This is a genomic window from Limnohabitans sp. G3-2 (genome assembly GCF_002778275.1).
GTDB lineage: Bacteria > Pseudomonadota > Gammaproteobacteria > Burkholderiales > Burkholderiaceae_C > Limnohabitans_A.
The window spans coordinates 345,991-363,070 of record NZ_NESG01000004.1 but is presented as its reverse complement, the minus strand read 5'-3'; the positions used below and the strand labels follow the sequence as shown (position 1 = coordinate 363,070).

The 17,080-nt window shown below is 58.0% G+C and carries 13 protein-coding genes and 1 tRNA gene; 5 read left to right on the top strand and 9 right to left on the bottom strand.

The genetic code is table 11. The features are described 5' to 3' along the window. Positions 1-62: 62 nt before the first annotated feature. Positions 63-1,721, bottom strand: coding sequence for a sulfatase-like hydrolase/transferase (locus B9Z31_RS08335; RefSeq protein WP_100119083.1), 1,659 nt, complete (start codon positions 1,719-1,721; stop codon positions 63-65). 42 nt (positions 1,722-1,763) lie between these two features. Continuing rightward, on the bottom strand, positions 1,764-2,750 hold the full coding sequence (locus tag B9Z31_RS08330) for an MBL fold metallo-hydrolase (RefSeq protein ID WP_158235668.1): 987 nt from the start codon (positions 2,748-2,750) through the stop codon (positions 1,764-1,766). Positions 2,751-3,067: 317 nt separating this feature from the next. Here B9Z31_RS08330 and B9Z31_RS08325 point away from each other — a divergent pair, with 317 nt between their 5' ends. Together B9Z31_RS08325 and B9Z31_RS08320 are read left to right on the top strand one after the other, a co-directional pair. Further along, complete coding sequence (locus tag B9Z31_RS08325; RefSeq protein ID WP_369804677.1) at positions 3,068-4,138, top strand: formylglycine-generating enzyme family protein; 1,071 nt, start codon at positions 3,068-3,070, stop codon at positions 4,136-4,138. Continuing rightward, on the top strand, positions 4,138-5,535 hold the full coding sequence (locus tag B9Z31_RS08320; protein WP_158235667.1) for a DUF1254 domain-containing protein: 1,398 nt from the start codon (positions 4,138-4,140) through the stop codon (positions 5,533-5,535). Before B9Z31_RS08325 ends, B9Z31_RS08320 begins: the two co-directional genes overlap by 1 nt. A 23-nt stretch (positions 5,536-5,558) precedes the next feature. On the opposite strand, the gene B9Z31_RS15685 is transcribed toward B9Z31_RS08320, so the two are convergent. The 5 genes from B9Z31_RS15685 to B9Z31_RS08295 form a co-directional block, all read right to left on the bottom strand. Next, entirely contained in the window at positions 5,559-7,916 is a 2,358-nt protein-coding gene (locus B9Z31_RS15685) for an alpha/beta hydrolase fold domain-containing protein (protein ID WP_100119079.1), read from the bottom strand. A 21-nt stretch (positions 7,917-7,937) separates the two neighbouring features. Continuing rightward, complete coding sequence (locus tag B9Z31_RS08310) at positions 7,938-8,789, bottom strand: SDR family oxidoreductase (protein ID WP_100119078.1); 852 nt, start codon at positions 8,787-8,789, stop codon at positions 7,938-7,940. Between the two features lie 351 nt (positions 8,790-9,140). Beyond that, positions 9,141-9,217 (bottom strand) — tRNA-Val (locus tag B9Z31_RS08305). Between the two features lie 99 nt (positions 9,218-9,316). Continuing rightward, complete coding sequence (locus B9Z31_RS08300) at positions 9,317-11,563, bottom strand: bifunctional (p)ppGpp synthetase/guanosine-3',5'-bis(diphosphate) 3'-pyrophosphohydrolase (protein WP_100119142.1); 2,247 nt, start codon at positions 11,561-11,563, stop codon at positions 9,317-9,319. 40 nt (positions 11,564-11,603) lie between these two features. Then, positions 11,604-12,542, bottom strand: a complete 939-nt coding sequence (locus B9Z31_RS08295) for an alpha/beta fold hydrolase (RefSeq protein WP_100119077.1) — start codon at positions 12,540-12,542, stop codon at positions 11,604-11,606. Between the two features lie 101 nt (positions 12,543-12,643). Between B9Z31_RS08295 and B9Z31_RS08290 the strand changes: the two genes are divergently transcribed. From B9Z31_RS08290 to B9Z31_RS08280, 3 genes are all read left to right on the top strand, one after another. Further along, positions 12,644-13,414 (top strand): 3-hydroxybutyrate dehydrogenase, encoded by a 771-nt coding sequence (locus tag B9Z31_RS08290; protein ID WP_100119076.1) that lies wholly within the window; start codon positions 12,644-12,646, stop codon positions 13,412-13,414. 8 nt (positions 13,415-13,422) lie between these two features. After that, positions 13,423-14,154, top strand: coding sequence for a two-component system response regulator OmpR (gene ompR, locus B9Z31_RS08285; RefSeq protein ID WP_100119075.1), 732 nt, complete (start codon positions 13,423-13,425; stop codon positions 14,152-14,154). Between the two features lie 134 nt (positions 14,155-14,288). Further along, the gene (locus tag B9Z31_RS08280) at positions 14,289-15,536 is read left to right on the top strand and encodes an ATP-binding protein (RefSeq protein ID WP_369804674.1); all 1,248 of its coding nucleotides are present in this window, start codon (positions 14,289-14,291) and stop codon (positions 15,534-15,536) included. Between the two features lie 108 nt (positions 15,537-15,644). Here the strand turns inward: B9Z31_RS08280 and ispF are convergent, their stop codons facing one another. Both ispF and ispD read right to left on the bottom strand, forming a co-directional pair. After that, on the bottom strand, positions 15,645-16,124 hold the full coding sequence (gene ispF, locus B9Z31_RS08275) for a 2-C-methyl-D-erythritol 2,4-cyclodiphosphate synthase (RefSeq protein WP_100119073.1): 480 nt from the start codon (positions 16,122-16,124) through the stop codon (positions 15,645-15,647). After that, positions 16,121-16,846 (bottom strand): 2-C-methyl-D-erythritol 4-phosphate cytidylyltransferase, encoded by a 726-nt coding sequence (gene ispD / locus B9Z31_RS08270; protein WP_100119072.1) that lies wholly within the window; start codon positions 16,844-16,846, stop codon positions 16,121-16,123. Before ispD ends, ispF begins: the two co-directional genes overlap by 4 nt. Positions 16,847-17,080 lie beyond the last annotated feature (234 nt).

The following is a 17,080-nucleotide window of genomic DNA, read 5'->3' as shown; positions in this document are numbered from 1 at the left end:
GAAGTTGGCCAGGCCGGCAACCCCATCCAGCCGAAGGAGCTGCAGTCGGTCATGAGGTCGCCTCAGTTTGAGTAATAAATGTACTCGTCGGTGGCTTTGCTGGGTTGCTTGAGCGAATGGTCGATCGCGATCGCCGCTGCACCTAATGAAGGCCACAAGGGTTTGCGCTGACTTTTTGACCATTCTGCCAACTGCGCTTGCAATGCAGCCAAACGCTCAGGTTCTTTGTCTGCAAGGTTGATTTTTTCCGTGGGGTCATTGGCCAGGTTGAACAACCAATTCTTTTTGGGCATTTGCGAGACTTGCAACTTCCAGTCGCCAGCACGCACCGTGACGTATTGATCGGTGCGCCAAAACAAAACATCGTGTGGCCGCCCTGGCGCCTCCCCCTTGATAAAGGGCAGCAAATTCACGCCGTCAATGGACCGGTCGGTAGGCGGCTTTTGCCCAGCCGCAGCGGCTGCCGTAGCAAAAATATCAAAGTGGCTGACGGGGGCGGTGACTTGTGTGTCTTTCGGAATTTGGCCAGGCCAGCGCATGAAGAAAGGCACATGGATGCCGCCTTCAAAGAAAGTGGCTTTCCAGCCACGGTAAGGCGAATTCAAACCTTCGAGGCCGATATAGTGAGCGCCGCCATTGTCGCTGGTGAAAATGACCAAGGTGTTGTCGTCCACTCCCTGATCTTTGAGCGACCGCAAAACGCGGCCAATGTTGCGGTCCAGCGATCGAATCATTGCGGCATAGACCCGCATGGTGTGGTCTGGAATGAAACTCAGTGCGTCGTAGTCTTCACGAGTGGCCTGCAAAGGAGTGTGGGGCGCGTTGTAGGCCAAATACAAAAAGAAAGGCCGATTCTTGTTGGCTTCGACCACCTTGACCGCTTCGTCGGTGAGGTAATCGGTCATGTACTTGGGCGGCTGAAAAGGTGCACCGTCTTTGAAACGCACAGCCCAAGGCTCTGCGGCCCACAGGAATTTGTCAATCGGATCGAAGTCTTGCATCGCATTGACCACATTCGGGTCCTTGGTGGGCAAGAACATCGACGCACCATGCAGATGGGACAAGGATTCGGTGAAGCCGTGGTTGTAAGAGCGAAACTGTGGGTTGTCCCCCAAATGCCATTTACCCAAATGCACCGTGTGGTAATTGGCCCCTTGCAGCAGTTTGGCCAAGGTGATTTCGCTGGTGGGTAAGCCCATGTCTTCGTAAGGGATCAATTCCGACTCACGCTCAGGGTGGTAAAGAGGTTTGTGCAGTTGATCGGCCGCAGACATGCCTGTGACCGCCTTCATGAATTGCTTGGGCGTGGGCGTAAATTCGAAACCAAAACGCGTGGCGTAACGCCCAGTCATCATGGCTGCCCTGGACGGTGCGCAGGTGGCGTTACCCGAGTAGCCATTGCGAAAGTCAACACCCTGCTGGGCAATGCTGTCGATGTGCGGGGTGGGCACTTTGCCACCTGCGATGCCTCCGCCGTAATGCGTGATGTCGTTGATGCCCAGGTCATCTGCGACGATCAGCACCACATTGGGCGGGCGGCGCGTCGCAACTGGCTGATCCGGCCCAGCTTGCCATCGCACTTCTTGTGTGGGGGCATATTGTTGGTGCATGACGTATTTCACGAAAAGCAGCAAAACACCCGGTCGACCGCCCACCGCGTAAAAAGCCAAGGTGGCCACCAACAAAAAAGCCAACAAGGCCCAGGCGATGCGTTTCAACATGAAAAAAACTCCTCGATGTTCAAAAGTGTGGAGACTGCCACGTCAAGGCCTTTTGCCCATTTCAATCGCTGTGCTGCCGGTCGCTAGGGTAAACCAGTCGCCATCGGTGCCGATGCGCAGTGGGCCTTTGTAGATCTGTTGTGCCCCTTTCGCAAAGCTTTGTTCTAAACCCGACAAAGGCAATGGCGGCACGATGTGGTTGAACACCAAAGCCTTGACGTTGGCCGCCAGCGCAATCTCTGCCGCTTCTTCGGGTGTGGTGTGGTAATTGAGCACGTCGTGCATGATTTTGGCCAAGTGCGCGCGCCCAGCATCGGCAAATCCTGTTTCAACGACACCCAGCAAAGGCGGGGAAAGGGCCTCATGCAACAACAGATCGACCCCCATAGACTCGCGTTGCACAGCCGCGCTTTTGGATGTGTCGCCGCTGATCACCATCGTTCGGTCTTTGTAGCGGATCCGGTAACCCACGGCTGGATGGACTGGGCCATGGGATACACGGAACGCAACGATCTCCAAATCAGGCTCGGACAACAGCACTTTGCGTCCCGTGTCAGCTGGCAATGTGAACGGCTGCGCCAAACCACCAAACCCAGCCTTTGGCGCCACAGCCTCACCATGGTGACCTATGCGATAGCCCTTGTCTAAGGTGTAGGCGTCGTTGAAGCCCTGCAAGACTTTTTCAAGGCCTTCAGGGCCATGCACCGGCAAAGCTTGCTGGGCGGTGCGCTGAATCCAGCGCTGCATCAGCAATTCGCCCAAGCCATCGATGTGATCCGAATGGAAGTGGGTGAGGAACAAGGCTTCGATTTGACCGGCGTTCAATCTCATCAAGGCAATGTTGCGACTGGCACCCGAACCCGCATCAAACACAAACATGCGTTGGCCAGCCACCACCACGGTGCACGGACCACTTCGTTTGGCATCGGGAAAAGGCGAGCCGGCCCCGCACAAACCGACATGCAAGCCGTCGGCTAATGCCGCCAGCGGGTCAACTATCGCCGTCAAAGCACTGACTTGGCGCTGCATCAGAGCCACTGTGATCGGCCCCCGTTGCCACCAAGCCAAAGCGGCGAGCGCCGCCAGGAAAAGGCTAAGACTCCCCCACAATTTCACAGAACGCTTCATCGCATGGCCTTTGGTAAAAAGTAGAGGCGGCTCAATTTTCAAACAACTCGCTAATCAGAGCAATCGGCACAAGTCCTCTTGCATGACCAATAAAAATATGACACTGTCAATGCAAATACATTGTAATGTTCTCTGCTAAAGGATTTGTAATCATCGTAAATCACCTGCTTTGTAACTACGAGTAAGCTCTCAGCAACCGCTTTAATGACCGTCATGGCATGTCGAACCCAACAAATTCACAGCAAAAAATGCCCGACCCACGGGGAAAATCGCTGACCCGACGTGTCACGATCTGGGTATTAGCCATAGGTCTGCTGGGTTTGTTGGGAGTGTGGTCTTGGGGAGGTAGCCAAGCACAGAATGCCAGCCGAGAGTCTTTGGTTTGCTCCCTGCCCTCTCCCTTGTCCAACTCACCACATCCGGGCATGGTCTGGGTGCCAGAGGGGACGTTCGACATGGGCAGTACCCTTTATCCCGAAGAGGGCCCAACACAACGAGTACAGGTGCCTGGCTTCTGGATGGATCGCACCGAGGTCACCAACGACGAATTCGCCGCTTTTGTTAAAGCCACAGGCTACATCACCGAGGCCGAGCGGCCCATCAACCCTTCTCAAAGCCCAGGACTGAACGCCCCCATGCTGCAACCTGGGGCGGTGGTGTTCGTGATGCCCAACGATGTACGTGGCCATGGAGACGTCACTCAATGGTGGCGTTACACACCAGGTGCCCAGTGGCGTCACCCAGCTGGGCCTGCCAGCGACATCAAGGGCAAAGGCTCATTTCCTGTGGTAGCCGTGACGATTGCAGACGCCCGCGCTTATGCCAACTGGAAAGGTCGAGACTTGCCCAGTGAAGCCCAATGGGAATGGGCAGCGCGTGCGGCCCGCACCGAAACCACCTCGACACACGAGCAGCCTCCCAAAGCCAACACGTGGCAAGGCCTGTTCCCTGTGATCAACTTGGCCGAAGATGGGTTTGTGGGCCTCGCGCCAGTAGGCTGCTACCCGGCCAATGCGCTAGGGCTGTTCGACATGATTGGGAATGTTTGGGAATTGACAGCTGATGCCTGGACGCCGCACCTCCATGCAGCAAGCTCCAGCGATCGGCCAGATAGACCGCCCAAAGACAAACGCATAACGCCTGCGGCACAACATGTCATCAAGGGCGGCTCTTTTTTATGTGCGCCCAATTATTGTGTGCGTTACCGACCCGGCGCACGCCAACCGCAAGACACGGACTTGGCCACCAGCCATTTGGGATTTCGTACGATTTTGAAGGGAGAACGTTAATGCAACGCTCCGCTGCCTCAGCGCCTTCCGCTTTACGCCGAAATTTGGTGCGAGGGCTATTGAGCCTGTTGGCCATCCTGGCCGCTTTCGGGGGCTTTTTGTATGCCAAATCCGAGCACATTGTCTTGGGTGCAGAAGCCTACGTCTACGGCTATCCCTTGGTCATCATGGATGTGACGAGGGAGCGTTCCAATCAGAACTTGGGTCCAGAAAATGAACTCCACCGGGTTCGTCAATTTCCAGATTCCCGATTCAAGAACGTGGTCCGCCCCAATGTGGACACGCTTTACACAACGGCCTTCATCGACATGGCGCAAGGCCCTTGGGTGTTTGATATGGCACCCAACAGCGCACGCTATGAACTGATGCCCTTCATGGACGCCTGGACCAACGTATTCGCCTCACCCGGAACGCGCACCAGCGGTACTGCTGGCGGTACCTTTTTACTAGCAGGCCCCGGCTGGAATGGAGCCATTCCAGCAGGCATGCAACTGCTGCGGTCACCCACACGCATGGTCTGGTTGATTGGCCGCACGCAAACCAATGGCGCTTCGGACTTTCCCGTCGTGCATCGCTTGCAAGATGGTTTAAAGCTGAGCCGACTCGATTCCGCCCCAACGCCATTGGCCGAGCCAACTAAACCGGTACGCAATCACTCTGCCAACGATCTAGCACCTTTAGCCTCCATGAAAGCCATGGGCACACAGGCCTTCTTTGATCGGCTGAGTGCGCTCATGGTGGACAATCCCCCCGCTGCTGCAGATGGTCCGATGGTCATGAAGCTCGCGCGCATCGGCCTGGTGCCCGGCCAGACACCTCAATGGGGTTGGCTCGATCGCATGGGGGTAGGTGTGGGGCGCTGGATCGCCGACTTCAAACTTTCCCAAGAGCTGAACAAACTCAGCGACGCCAAGCGCGGCTGGTCAACACCGCCTTCCATCTTGGGTCAATATGGCACCCACTACAACATCCGCGCTGGTGTGGCGATCATTGGTTTGGGCGCCAACTTGCCGGCAGATGCCACCTACCCCATCACCCGGGGTGATGCCAACGGCCAAAGTCTGAACGGCAAGCACCGCTACAAACTGCATTTCAAGCCCGGCAGCTTGCCACCGGTCAACGCCTTTTGGTCCTTGACAGCTTACGGAGATGACGATTACCTGATTGATAACCCCCTCCAGCGTTTTGCTCTTGGTGACCGAGACCCTTTGGTCTACAACCCCGACGGCTCATTGGATTTGTGGATACAGTCGAGCGAACCCACTGGACAGCCTTTGAGCAATTGGCTCCCCGTCAAACCTGACCAAACTTTTTCACTCAATGCCCGTCTTTACTGGCCTAAGTCATCTGCTGTTGAAGCGACGTGGCGCATGCCCGCCGTTGAGCGACTTGATTAACCTCTAAAGACAACGCCATGGGGTCAGCCTTTGGGCGCTTTATTGAAGGCCATCACCCCATCGTCCACTTGACCAAAGCGCAATGTCAAAAGGTCAAGCACGTAGTTTTGGTAGAGCCGCCAAGGTTTGCGGTCACCTTGTTTGGGCAACCAAGCTGCGGCCCTTTGCACATAACCCGAAGTGAAATCCAAAAACGGTTCCGGCTGAGTTTTGTTGTCGCGCGTGGGCGTGAACACCGTTTTCTCATGCCGATCCATGTGGCGCAGCAATCGGCAGAAATAACTCGCCGTTAAATCTGCTTTCAAAGTCCAACTGGCGTTGGTGTAACCAAAGGTGTTGACCACATTGGGTAAACCACTGAACATCATGCCTTTGTAGACCAGCATGTCGGATGTGTCCACAGGCACACCACCAAGGCTCAACCTCACATCACCCAGCAGGTTCAACTGCAAGCCAGTGGCGGTAACGATGACATCGGCAGGTAAAACCTCGCCTGAGCGCAACGAAATACCTTCAGGCGTGAATCGATCAATGTGGTCGGTGACCACCGAAGCCCGACCTTCGCGCAAAGTTTTGAACAAATCTCCGTCGGGCACCAAGCACAGGCGTTGATCCCAGGGCTTGTAACTGGGCGTGAAATGCTTGGCCACATCAAAGTCGGACCCTAATTCTTCCTTGACCATTTTCACCAACCTCGATTTGGCTTGGTGTGGATATTTCCGAAGCAAGTGGAAGAGGTAAATGCCCACCAATACATTCTTGCCACGAATCAATCGGTACGCTAGGCCCTCAGGCAGCCACCGCTTGAGACTTTCGGCGACCGCATCCACCGCCGGTCGCGCGACCACATAAGAAGGTGAGCGCTGCAACATGGTCACATGGGCGGCCTTGTGGGCCATTTCCGGCACCAAAGTGACCGCTGTGGCACCACTGCCGATCACCACCACACGCTTGCCTGTGTAATCCAGATCTTTGGGCCAAAACTGAGGGTGGACCAACCGCCCATGGAAGTCCTCCTCGCCCGAGAAGTGCGGCCGATGTCCTTGTTCGTAGTTGTAATAGCCGGTGCAAAACATCAAAAACCGGGGCTTCATCTGAAATCGCTGGCGCTGTGGACCTCTTTCGATGTCAACCGTCCATCGACCCTCGGCTTCTGACCAATCGGCACTGACCATTCTGTGCTGCATGCGAATGTGTGCACCGATACCGTGCTCCAGCGCCGTATCACGGATGTACTCGCGAATTGAAGCGCCATCTGCTATGGCCTTGGCAGCACGCCAGGGTTTGAACTCGTATCCCAAGGTGTACATGTCCGAGTCGGAGCGGATGCCCGGGTAACGGAAAAGATCCCAGGTGCCCCCGATGGCCTCGCGCGCTTCGAGCAAAGCAAACGACTTGTTGGGGGCATCGCGCTGTAGGTGAACGGCGGCGCCAACGCCCGACAAGCCCGCTCCAATGATCAGCACATCCACAGCCTCTGGCTGATCGTGGGGTTCGGCAGTCAACAAAAACTGCGCCGCATCACGCACTGAACGGCGCGATTCTGGCAACTGATGCACCAACTGCCACACATGGGCCACTGCATCAAACACCTGCAATGTCACCGCCACACCCGCTTCTCGTGCCTTTTGAGCGAGTCGGATCGAGTCGTCCCGCAGCAGCTCAGACTCGCCTACATGCAGCAGCATTGGCGGCAAACCGTTCATATCACCCATCAAGGGCGAGGCCAATGGCTGAACCGGGTCTGCACCGGCCAAATATGCTTCAGTCAAATGAGGTAACTGCTCGGGGTCAAACATCGCGTCATGCTTGGCATTGAGTGTGAAGGAGGGGCTGGCTCCAGTCATGTCCAAGGCGGCAGAAAACAATGCCGCCGCTTGCGGAAGAGGCTCGCCCGCATCACGCAAAGTCAACAGCAACCCCAAAGCCAAGTTGCCGCCCGCACTGTCACCCGCCACCGTGATACGCGCATGGGGCGCTTGGGCACGCAAGGCGCGGTAAACCGCCAACACATCTTGTGGTGCAGCGGGAAAGGCGTGTTCAGGTGCCAAACGGTAATTGGGCACAAATACACTCAAGCCTTGCAAGGCAAAAGCGGCCGTGATGGGCCTGTGAGTGCGGGCTGAGCAGCCCACAAAACCTCCCCCGTGCAGGTACAGCAAAATTGTCTCGTTGTCTGATACACCGGTGCGGGCTTGGACCCACTCCCCAGACACACCAGCAACCTCGGCCGATGTGTAAACCGCCCCTTTCGGTGCGGGCAATGGCGTACCAAAAGCTGCTCGCACAGAAGCGATGTCGCGCATATTGGCCAGACGGGGTTTGACCCGGCGGCGCACCACATGGGCGGCCAATTTGGCTTGCCAACTTGCTTTATTCATAAAAAATCCTTGTGCATGTACTCAAACAGCATCGCGGAAAGAACGCGACATGCCCCGCGCCACCCACCGCCAATACGTCACTGGTAACAAACGTTGGATCCAGGACGCCGCCACCGCGTCATCGCCAACCAAGACGCGTGGCTCGCGCCGCTCAATGCCACGCAAGATGCGCCGAGCCGCAACTTCGGGCGACAAGCGCAAGGCTTTTTGCCAGTTTTTTTGATGCAACTTGATTTCTTGCGCTGTGACGCTCGCCGGTAAACGGGCACTGGTGGCAATACCCGTGCGCACCCCACCTGGATGCAACAAAGTCATTCGAACAGACGAATTCCCGACCTCTAACTCGTGGCATAAAGCCTCTGAAAAACCCCGCACCGCGAATTTCGCGGCGCTGTAAGCCGTCTGACCCGGCGGGGCAATGATGCCAAAAATACTGGACATGTTCACAATTTGGGCAGCTTGCGACTGCTGCAGCAAGGGCATAAAGACACGGGTGAGTCGCACAACCGCACCGAAGTTGATGCTCATCAACCAGTCAAAGTCTTCTTCAGATACTTGCTCGAATTGACCACCCAAAGCGACGCCAGCATTGTTGATCAGCACAGTGGCCCGCCCATGGTGTGCTAGGACATGATCCAGCAACCCTTGGGCCGATTCAGCTTGGCCCATGTCCAGCACCAGCGTACTGACTTTGACGCCATAAGCTTGAGCCTTAGCAGCCACTTCGGCCAAGCCAGCGCCATTCACATCGGCCAATGCCAAGTGGCAGCCTTTTTCAGCCAGCTGCAAAGCCAAAGCAGCGCCAATCCCTCCAGCTGCTCCGGTGACAACAGCCACCCCATCTTGCAGATTGATTTTGCGTAACGCAGCCATCTATGATCCTCGTTGGGGTTTCGACCCATGAGGTCGAAAAAATTCTAAACACGGCACAACCGACGGCCACAACCGCGTCAGATTCAAATGCCGGAATAAGTCACAAGCAAGAGCGATACAAGCCAAATAATTGTATTGGCAGTATAGGTGTCAATTTGTACAAGGCGATCAATAGAGCTTGGTTAAGCAAAAAATCTTTCGCTTAGCGCTGAGAGCGGAATCTGGGTTTCAAAGGCCGCCTTGGCCAATGGATGCATAGGCCTAGAGGCTGAGTGGGTTCATCGGCCATGCAAATTGCCATAAAAAAAGCACCTAGCGTTACCGCTAAGTGCTTGTTTTTTCTACCGAATTTGGTAGGCGCGACTAGATTCGAACTAGCGACCCCCACCATGTCAAGGTGGTGCTCTAACCAACTGAGCTACGCGCCTGCTAAGCCTTGAATTATAGCAGCAAAAACAGGACGATCTGGCTGCCACAGGTCCAATGTGGCCCAGGCGAAAACCAAGGGGATGCCGGCCATCCATGGCTCAACGCCTTTTGGCGGCCCTCACCCCTTTGACGCCACGCACCGTGCCCAGAACTTTGTTCAGGCGGTCGGCATCGCCGATCTCCACCGTGAAAGTCATCCAAGCCGTGCCTTTGACGGATTGGGTTTGCACGCCGATCACGTTCATCTTCTCTTTGGCAAACACTTCGGAAATGTCGCGCAGCAGCCCCTGGCGGTCCATGGCTTCCACAGCAACATCCACGGGGTAAACCGATCCTTGCGCGTCTTTGCCTTCGCCCCAGCGAACATCGATGACCCTTTCGCCATGGCGAGAAGCGAGTTGGCGAAAATTGCTGCAGTCTTGGCGGTGGATGCTCACGCCCTTGCCCCGCGTTACAAAACCGCCAATCGCATCGGGTGGTGCTGGTTTGCAGCATCTGGACAGCTGGGTGAGCAAAGAATCCACCCCCACCACCAGCACGCCAGAGGGGGATTTCCGGGCCACGGCCCCTTTGAACTTCTTTTGGAAGTATTCGTCCGGCTCCAGCGCGGGTTCAGGTGGGTTGAGCAACACCTCGATGTTGCGCAATGAAAACTCGTCCTTGCCCACCACTTCAAACAGGTTGTCGGCAGATTTGAAGCCCAACTGGCTGGCCAAATCTTCCAAGCGGATGGCGGTACGGCCCAAGCGCTGCAAGGATTTTTCGACCGCTTCGCGACCTTTGGCGATGGTTTCTTCGCTGACTTGGGCGTTGAACCACGCACGCACTTTGGCCCTGGCCCGTGGGCTGGCCAAAAAGCCCAGCTCTGGGTTGAGCCAATCGCGCGAGGGCCCGCCCTCTTTGATGGCGGTGATCTCCACCGTTTGGCCATTGCCCAGTGGGGTGTTCAAGGGCACCATGACGCCATCGACTTTGGCACCGCGGCAGCGATGCCCCAAGTTGGTGTGAACGGTGTAAGCAAAGTCGATCGCGGTGGCGCCTTTGGGCAACTCCACCACAGCGGCGTCCGGGGTCAGCACATAAATGCGGTCATCAAAGACGGGATTGCCCGGTGCTTTTTCTTGCGCAGCGCCCGACAAATCGCGCTCCCAAGCCAGCAACTGCCTGAGCACGGCAATTTTGGTGTCGTAGGCGCTGCTGGCCGAAACACCTGCATAGCCTTTGGCGCCCGCTTCTTTGTAGGCCCAGTGGGCCGCCACCCCGTTTTCGGCGTGCTCGTGCATGGCTTGGGTGCGAATTTGCACTTCAATGGGACCGCCATCGCTGTCACGCACCACGGTGTGCAAGGATTGGTATCCGTTGGATTTGGGCTTGGCAATGTAGTCGTCAAACTCGTCCGCAAGGGGGGCAAAGTGTTCATGCACCCAGCTGAGCACTTGGTAACAATCGGCCACTTGGGGCACCACCACCCGCAGGGCGCGGATGTCAAACACCCGGTCAAATGCGAGCGATTTTCCGCGCATTTTGCGAACAATGCTGTAGATGTGTTTGGGCCGGCCATCGACCTGCGCCTGGATGCCTTGCGCCGCCAATGCGCCTTGCAAACGCTCGCGCAGGGCCACCATGTAACGCTCACGCTCGGTGCGTTTCTCGTCGAGCAGGCCGGCAATCTCTTTGTAGGTGCCGGGCTCCAGGAAGCGAAAGGACAGGTCTTCCAGTTCCCATTTGATTTGCCAAATACCCAAGCGGTTCGCCAAAGGCGCAAAGACCTGCAACGACTCACTGGCCAAAGCGGGTGGCACCAACAGTTTGGTGGCTGCGTAATGCCGCAAAGTTTGCAAGCGTGAGGCCAATCGCAGCATGACCACCCGCAAATCGCGGCTGAACGCGAGCAGCATCTTGCGCACGTTTTCAGTTTGAACTTGAGGGCTCAAGGGCGTGTTGTCGGGCCCCTGAATGTGCGACTCGGCGGCCCGCGACAAGCGCTGGACATGCACCAAGTGGTTGGTTTGGAGGGCCAATTGAGCCAGTTGAGGGCCGAATGCTTTGGCAATCACTTCCTCTGGCTTGTTCAGGTGGGGGCAGGTGTAGACCAAGTAACTGGCCGCCTGCATGGCCACAGAGCCCCCCATGTGGGCCAGGATGAGCGCGACGGCATCGGCATGGGCCAGGATGTTTTCGCCGGTATCGAGGGACTCACCAGAAATCAGGGGCTCGGCAAACGCACGGGCCTTGGCCAGCATGCCGGCTTCCTCCACTTCCGCCGTGGCCAACATGAGTGGGGGCACATCGGAGGCGCTGGGTTTGAGCGAGGCGGGCCCATGCAAGCGGCCGGGCGGCGTCATGGGGCTGGCGGCATGGCTGATGGTGGGGCTGACCATGGGCTCAATCACGCAACAGAAAAGTGGCCACGGCCTGAATTTGGTCATCCCCGGTCAAAGTGGGGGCATGCCCAAAGCCGGGCCACGTTTCAAGTCGGGCACGCGGGCCGCGCTGGGTCATGTTCAATGCGGTTTCGGCTGTTAACAGGTCAGAGTCTTGCCCCCGAATCAACAAGGTTTGGGCCTCAATGTGGTCGTACAAAGCCCACAAAGCCGCCTCCCCGGCCTGGGCCATGTCGGGCGTCATGGCCCGCAGAGGCACGGCAATGGCGGGGTCGTAGTGCAAAGTCAGGCTGCCTTCTGGCCCTGGACGCGTCATGTGCGCCGACATCTCGCGCCACACCTCGGGCAAGACGGGGCCAAAACCTGGGGACAGGGTCCGCAGTGCTTGGGCCACGTCCTCCAGGTCGCGGAATTGACCGTATTGACCGACATAGGTCTTCATGCGCTCAACCGATGACCACGTGATGGCCGGCCCCACGTCGTTCAGCACCAAGCGGCGAATCCGGGCCGGCAATGGCAAACCGGCTTGTCCCGCCAAAACCATTCCAATGAGCCCGCCCATGCTGGTCCCCACCCAGTCGAGGCCTTGCAGGCTTGCACCCCCCAGATGGGCTTGCACTTGGCCCAGCATGGCCAACATGTCGGCTGCATATTGCGGAATTTGGTAGAGCGCCGGATTCTCCAGCCACTGACTGCGGCCGCGACCGGCCACATCGGGGCAAATGACCTGCAAAGGTTCCGCACTTTTCGCGACCAGGGCTTGCGCCAAGAGATCGAAATCACGGCCCTGCCGGGTCAGCCCATGCGCACAAACCACCACACGCTGGGCATCTGGCCGACCCCATCGAACATAAGCCATGCGGTGCTGGCCTTCAGGATGGGGGCAATCAACCCACTCGAGTTGAGGCTGGGCGTTGTGCAGTGGCGGGTAATGGGTCATGACAATCGGAAACAATCTCGGAGCTGGGCGTCAAAAACAGGGCGATGACAGCGCCATAATGGACTTTTGAACATCCTAATTCATCTTTTGGAGTCATCTACATGTTGCAAGGTAAAACAGCGCTGGTCACCGGTTCCACCAGCGGCATCGGATTGGGCATTGCCAAGGCCTTGGCCAAGCAAGGCGCCAACATTGTGCTGAACGGTTTTGGCGACAGCGAAGGCCCCCAAGCCGAAATCGCAGCCTTGGGTGTGAAAGTCGCCTACCACGGCGCCGACATGAGCAAAGCCTCTGAAATTGAAGCGATGATGCAATTCGCAGCCGACACCTTCGGGCGCGTCGACATTTTGGTGAACAACGCGGGCATTCAGCATGTGGCCAAGATCGAGGATTTCCCTGTCGAGCGCTGGGACGCCATCATCGCCATCAACCTCAGCAGCGCCTTCCACGCCACCCGCCTGGCCCTGCCCGCCATGAAAGCCGCCAACTGGGGCCGCATCATCAACGTCGCCTCCATCCACGGCTTGGTCGGTTCGGCGGAAAAGTCGGCCTATGTCGCGGCCAAACATGGTGTGGTGGGCTTGACCAAAGTCACGGCACTCGAAAACGCCACAACGGGTGTGACCTGCAACGCCATTTGCCCAGGTTGGGTGCTCACACCCTTGGTGCAAAAACAGGTGGATGCCAAAGCGGTGGCCATGGGCTTGTCGAACGAGGAAGCCAAAAAACAACTGCTGCAAGAAAAAGAGCCCTCCATGCAATTCACCACGCCTGAAGAACTGGGCGAGCTGGCCGTGTTCTTCTGCTCGGCCGCAGGCAACAACGTGCGCGGCGTGGCCTGGAACATGGACGGCGGCTGGACGGCCCAATAAGTCTGGCCATGAGCACTACATCACGCTTGGACAAAATCGTCATCGTCGATGACGACGCCCGCATCCGTGATTTGTTGCGCCGTTATCTGTCGCAAGAGGGTTTTGACGTCTTGCTGGCCGAAGATGGTCGCGCCCTCGACCGGATCTTGCAGCGGGAAACCATCGATCTGGTGGTGCTCGATTGGATGCTGCCGGGCGAAGACGGTTTGAGCATTTGCCGCCGTTTGCGCGCCGCAGGGGCCAAAACCCCGGTCATCATGCTGACGGCCAAAGTGGAAGATGTGGACCGCATCAACGGGCTCGAAATCGGCGCCGATGACTATCTGGGCAAGCCCTTCAACCCCCGCGAATTGTTGGCGCGAATCCATGCGGTATTACGCCGCAGACCGCCCATCGAGTCGCCCAGTGCGCCGTCCTCTGCTGACCACGAAGTGATCGTCTTTGGGGCTTTTTCACTCGATTTGGGCACTCGCTCACTGAGCCAAAACGGTGTGGACATGCCTTTGACCAGCGGCGAATTCGCCATGCTCAAAGCCCTGGCGCGCCACCCCAAGCAACCGTTGACCCGAGACAAATTGGCGCAATTGGCTCGGGGACGCGAGTTTGAGCCTTTTGACCGCAGCCTGGATGTCCAGATTTCTCGTCTGCGCAAGATGATTGAGCTCGATCCCGCTTCACCCAAAATCATCCAAACCGTCTGGGGTGTGGGCTATGTGTTCGTGCCCGATGGACAAGCGTGACGCCCCTACAAACCCCGCCTTATGACGGCGCCCCTGTTGCCAGGGGGCTCCGCAGGGTCAAGCTGAGTCTTTTTTGGCGAACGTTCGTTTTGCTGGCCTTGCTGATTTTGTGCAGCAGCCTGGCTTGGCTGCAAATGTTCCGCACACAAGAGTACGAACCGCGCGTCTTGCGCAATGCCCACCAAATTGCCACGGTGGTCAATTTGACCCGCACCGCCCTCATCCACACCGACGCCATCGCCCGTGTGTCACTTTTGAAAATGTTGGCGGACGAAGAAGATGTTGGCATCCAGACGCGTGAACCGAACGACCAATTTGTCCCCTTTGGTGCGACGGGCCTGGAGCGCCAATTGGTGGACGAAATGGTCAAGCGATTGGGCCCCGATACGCTGATTGCCTCGGAGGTGAATGGGCAAGCCGGTCTTTGGATCGGTTTCAACATTGAGCGCGACAGTTATTGGTTGCAAATGGACCCCGCTCGGCTGCGGCCTCTGGGCGGCTCGGCATGGCTGACTTGGCTGGGCCTGACGCTGGCGCTGTCTTTGGGGGGCGCCGCATTGATGGCGGGCCTCATCAACCGCCCCCTGAAACGCTTGTCGTTTGCAGCCAGCCAAGTGCGCGAGGGGCACTTCAACACATCGAGCTTGGACGAAGAAGCTGCCACCTCTGAGATCCGTGAGGTCAACATTGGCTTCAATCGGATGGCCGAGCGCTTGGCCAAGATCGAACAAGAGCGGGCCTTGATGCTGGCGGGCATCTCGCATGACCTGCGCACACCCCTAGCGCGCTTGCGCTTGGAAACCGAATTGAGCGTGGCAGACCTTGAAACCCGCGATCTGATGGCCGCCGACATCGCGCAGCTTGACGCCATCATCGACAAATTCCTCGATTACGCCAGGCCTGAGCCCACCGAACTGGGGCCCGTTCTGCTGTCTGGCGTGATCAGCAGAAGCATCGCGCCATGGCGACATCACCAGCGCATGGAGATCAGCGTCGACGTGGCAGAGGACCTGCAAGTGCAAGCCGAGCCCGTGGAGTTGTCGAGGGTGTTGTCCAACCTGTTGGAAAACGCCCGCCGCTACGGCCAAAGTCCGAGCGATGGCATCGCACGCGTCGAAATCGTGGCCAGGCTGCACGAAGGATGGGTCTTACTCCGTGTGCGCGACCAAGGCCCAGGCGTCTCCCCAGAGGCGCTGAAAAACCTCACGCAACCGTTTTTCAGGGGCGACACGGCCAGAACTGCGGCCACCGGATCCGGCTTGGGCCTGGCCATTGTGGAGCGCTCGGTTCAGCGCATGGGTGGCACGTTTTCGGTGTTCAACAACAGCGCTGGCGGCTTGATGGCGCTGATGAAGTTCAGACAAGCCATCCACGAGGCCTGAGCCTCGCCGGGATTCGGCTGCAGGGGCAGCCTCCCACAAAAAACAGCAACTGTTTTGTAGGAGCGAGCCCCTGCTCGCGAATGTGAATTGGTCAGCGCTTGCAGGGCATCAAGCCTTTTTCAGCAAAGCCACTGCCCGCGCTTCCATGCTCTGGCCCATGCCCACGGGGCCCAGCTTTTCAGCCGTTTTGGCCTTCACATTCACCTGGTCGTCTTGTACACCCAAGGCCTTGGCCACGCCAGCATTGATGGCCGCCATGTAAGGCGCCAATTTGGGCGCTTGGGCCACGATGGTGCTGTCCACATTCACCAGCTCCCAGCCTTGTGCGCGCACGCGGCGCATGGCTTCAGCCAGCAAGACGGAGGAGTCAGCCCCCTTAAACTGCGCATCCGTGTCAGGAAAATGCCGCCCAATGTCGCCCAAACCTGCCGCCCCCAACACCGCATCGGTGATGGCGTGCAACAAGACATCGGCGTCAGAGTGACCCCACAGACCCGCGGTGTGGGCAATCTCGACCCCACCCAACATCAGCGGGCGTCCGGGCACCAGCGCGTGCACATCCCAGCCTTCTCCGACACGGATATTCATGGTTTTGCCTTCAAAACAGCCTCGGCAAACGCAAAGTCTGCCGGATAAGTGACTTTCAAATTCAGAGCCGAGCCGGGCACCAGACGCGGCGACAAACCTTGCAGCTCCATCGCGCTGGCTTCGTCCGTGATGCCCACAAACCCAGCGGCGGCCACCTGGGCCAGCGCATGGTGCAGTGGGCCCACACGAAACATCTGCGGGGTCTGCGCCAGCCATTTGCCTTCACGCGGCACGGTGGTCTGCACACGCGGCTCATCACCCCGTGTTTGCGTCTTGAGCGTGTCGGGCAGCGGCAAAGCCAGCAAGCCGCCGACCGGGTCATCCCGACAGGTCTCGATCAGCAAACGCACCGCTTCGGGCGTGACCAGACAACGGGCTGCGTCGTGCACCAGCACCCAGTCATGGGCGGGCACGCCAGCGGCCAGCAAGGCACTGAGACCGTTGAAAACGCTTTCTGCCCTGGTGACCCCGCCGCAGTACAGCCGGGCAAAGCGCTCAGGCCAAAGCGGGCCACTCGGCCAGACAAAGTCATCGCCCGGTGACAACACCAGCCAACCCTGCGAGATCTGTTGCACCTGCGCCAAGGCCTGCAGGGTGTGCATGACCATCGGCTGACCGGCTACGGTCTGGTATTGCTTGGGCATGGGCGTGCCCGCACGGCTGCCTGTGCCTGCGCAAGGGATCAGGGCGTGAAAACTGGGATTTTCTGAAGTCGAGGACATTGCTCTGGATTGTAGGAGGTCGCTCCAGAAGGCAAAGTTGATTTTTTTGAGGGAGGCTGGCCGTGCGGCCGGGTGGTGGTTTGGCAACAGCGTCTGTGCCGCGCACACCCTTCGCGAGCAGGGGCTCGCTCCCACCAAGACTGCACCAATGGCGAGCGGGGGCTCGCTCCCACCAAGACAGCAACAACTTTGCCCATGCCCATGCCCACGACCAAGTCGGGGGCTCTCTGGTCT

Bases quoted from the DNA above. Each gene is read 5' to 3' on its own strand.
- B9Z31_RS08335 (WP_100119083.1), bottom strand. From the start codon at position 1,721: ATGTTGAAACGCATCGCCTGGGCCTTGTTGGCTTTTTTGTTGGTGGCC.
- B9Z31_RS08330 (WP_158235668.1), bottom strand. From the start codon at position 2,750: ATGCAGCGCCAAGTCAGTGCTTTGACGGCGATAGTTGACCCGCTGGCG.
- B9Z31_RS08325 (WP_369804677.1), top strand. From the start codon at position 3,068: ATGTCGAACCCAACAAATTCACAGCAAAAAATGCCCGACCCACGGGGA.
- B9Z31_RS08320 (WP_158235667.1), top strand. From the start codon at position 4,138: ATGCAACGCTCCGCTGCCTCAGCGCCTTCCGCTTTACGCCGAAATTTG.
- B9Z31_RS15685 (WP_100119079.1), bottom strand. From the start codon at position 7,916: ATGAATAAAGCAAGTTGGCAAGCCAAATTGGCCGCCCATGTGGTGCGC.
- B9Z31_RS08310 (WP_100119078.1), bottom strand. From the start codon at position 8,789: ATGGCTGCGTTACGCAAAATCAATCTGCAAGATGGGGTGGCTGTTGTC.
- B9Z31_RS08300 (WP_100119142.1), bottom strand. From the start codon at position 11,563: ATGACGCCGCCCGGCCGCTTGCATGGGCCCGCCTCGCTCAAACCCAGC.
- B9Z31_RS08295 (WP_100119077.1), bottom strand. From the start codon at position 12,542: ATGACCCATTACCCGCCACTGCACAACGCCCAGCCTCAACTCGAGTGG.
- B9Z31_RS08290 (WP_100119076.1), top strand. From the start codon at position 12,644: ATGTTGCAAGGTAAAACAGCGCTGGTCACCGGTTCCACCAGCGGCATC.
- ompR (WP_100119075.1), top strand. From the start codon at position 13,423: ATGAGCACTACATCACGCTTGGACAAAATCGTCATCGTCGATGACGAC.
- B9Z31_RS08280 (WP_369804674.1), top strand. From the start codon at position 14,289: ATGTTCCGCACACAAGAGTACGAACCGCGCGTCTTGCGCAATGCCCAC.
- ispF (WP_100119073.1), bottom strand. From the start codon at position 16,124: ATGAATATCCGTGTCGGAGAAGGCTGGGATGTGCACGCGCTGGTGCCC.
- ispD (WP_100119072.1), bottom strand. From the start codon at position 16,846: ATGTCCTCGACTTCAGAAAATCCCAGTTTTCACGCCCTGATCCCTTGC.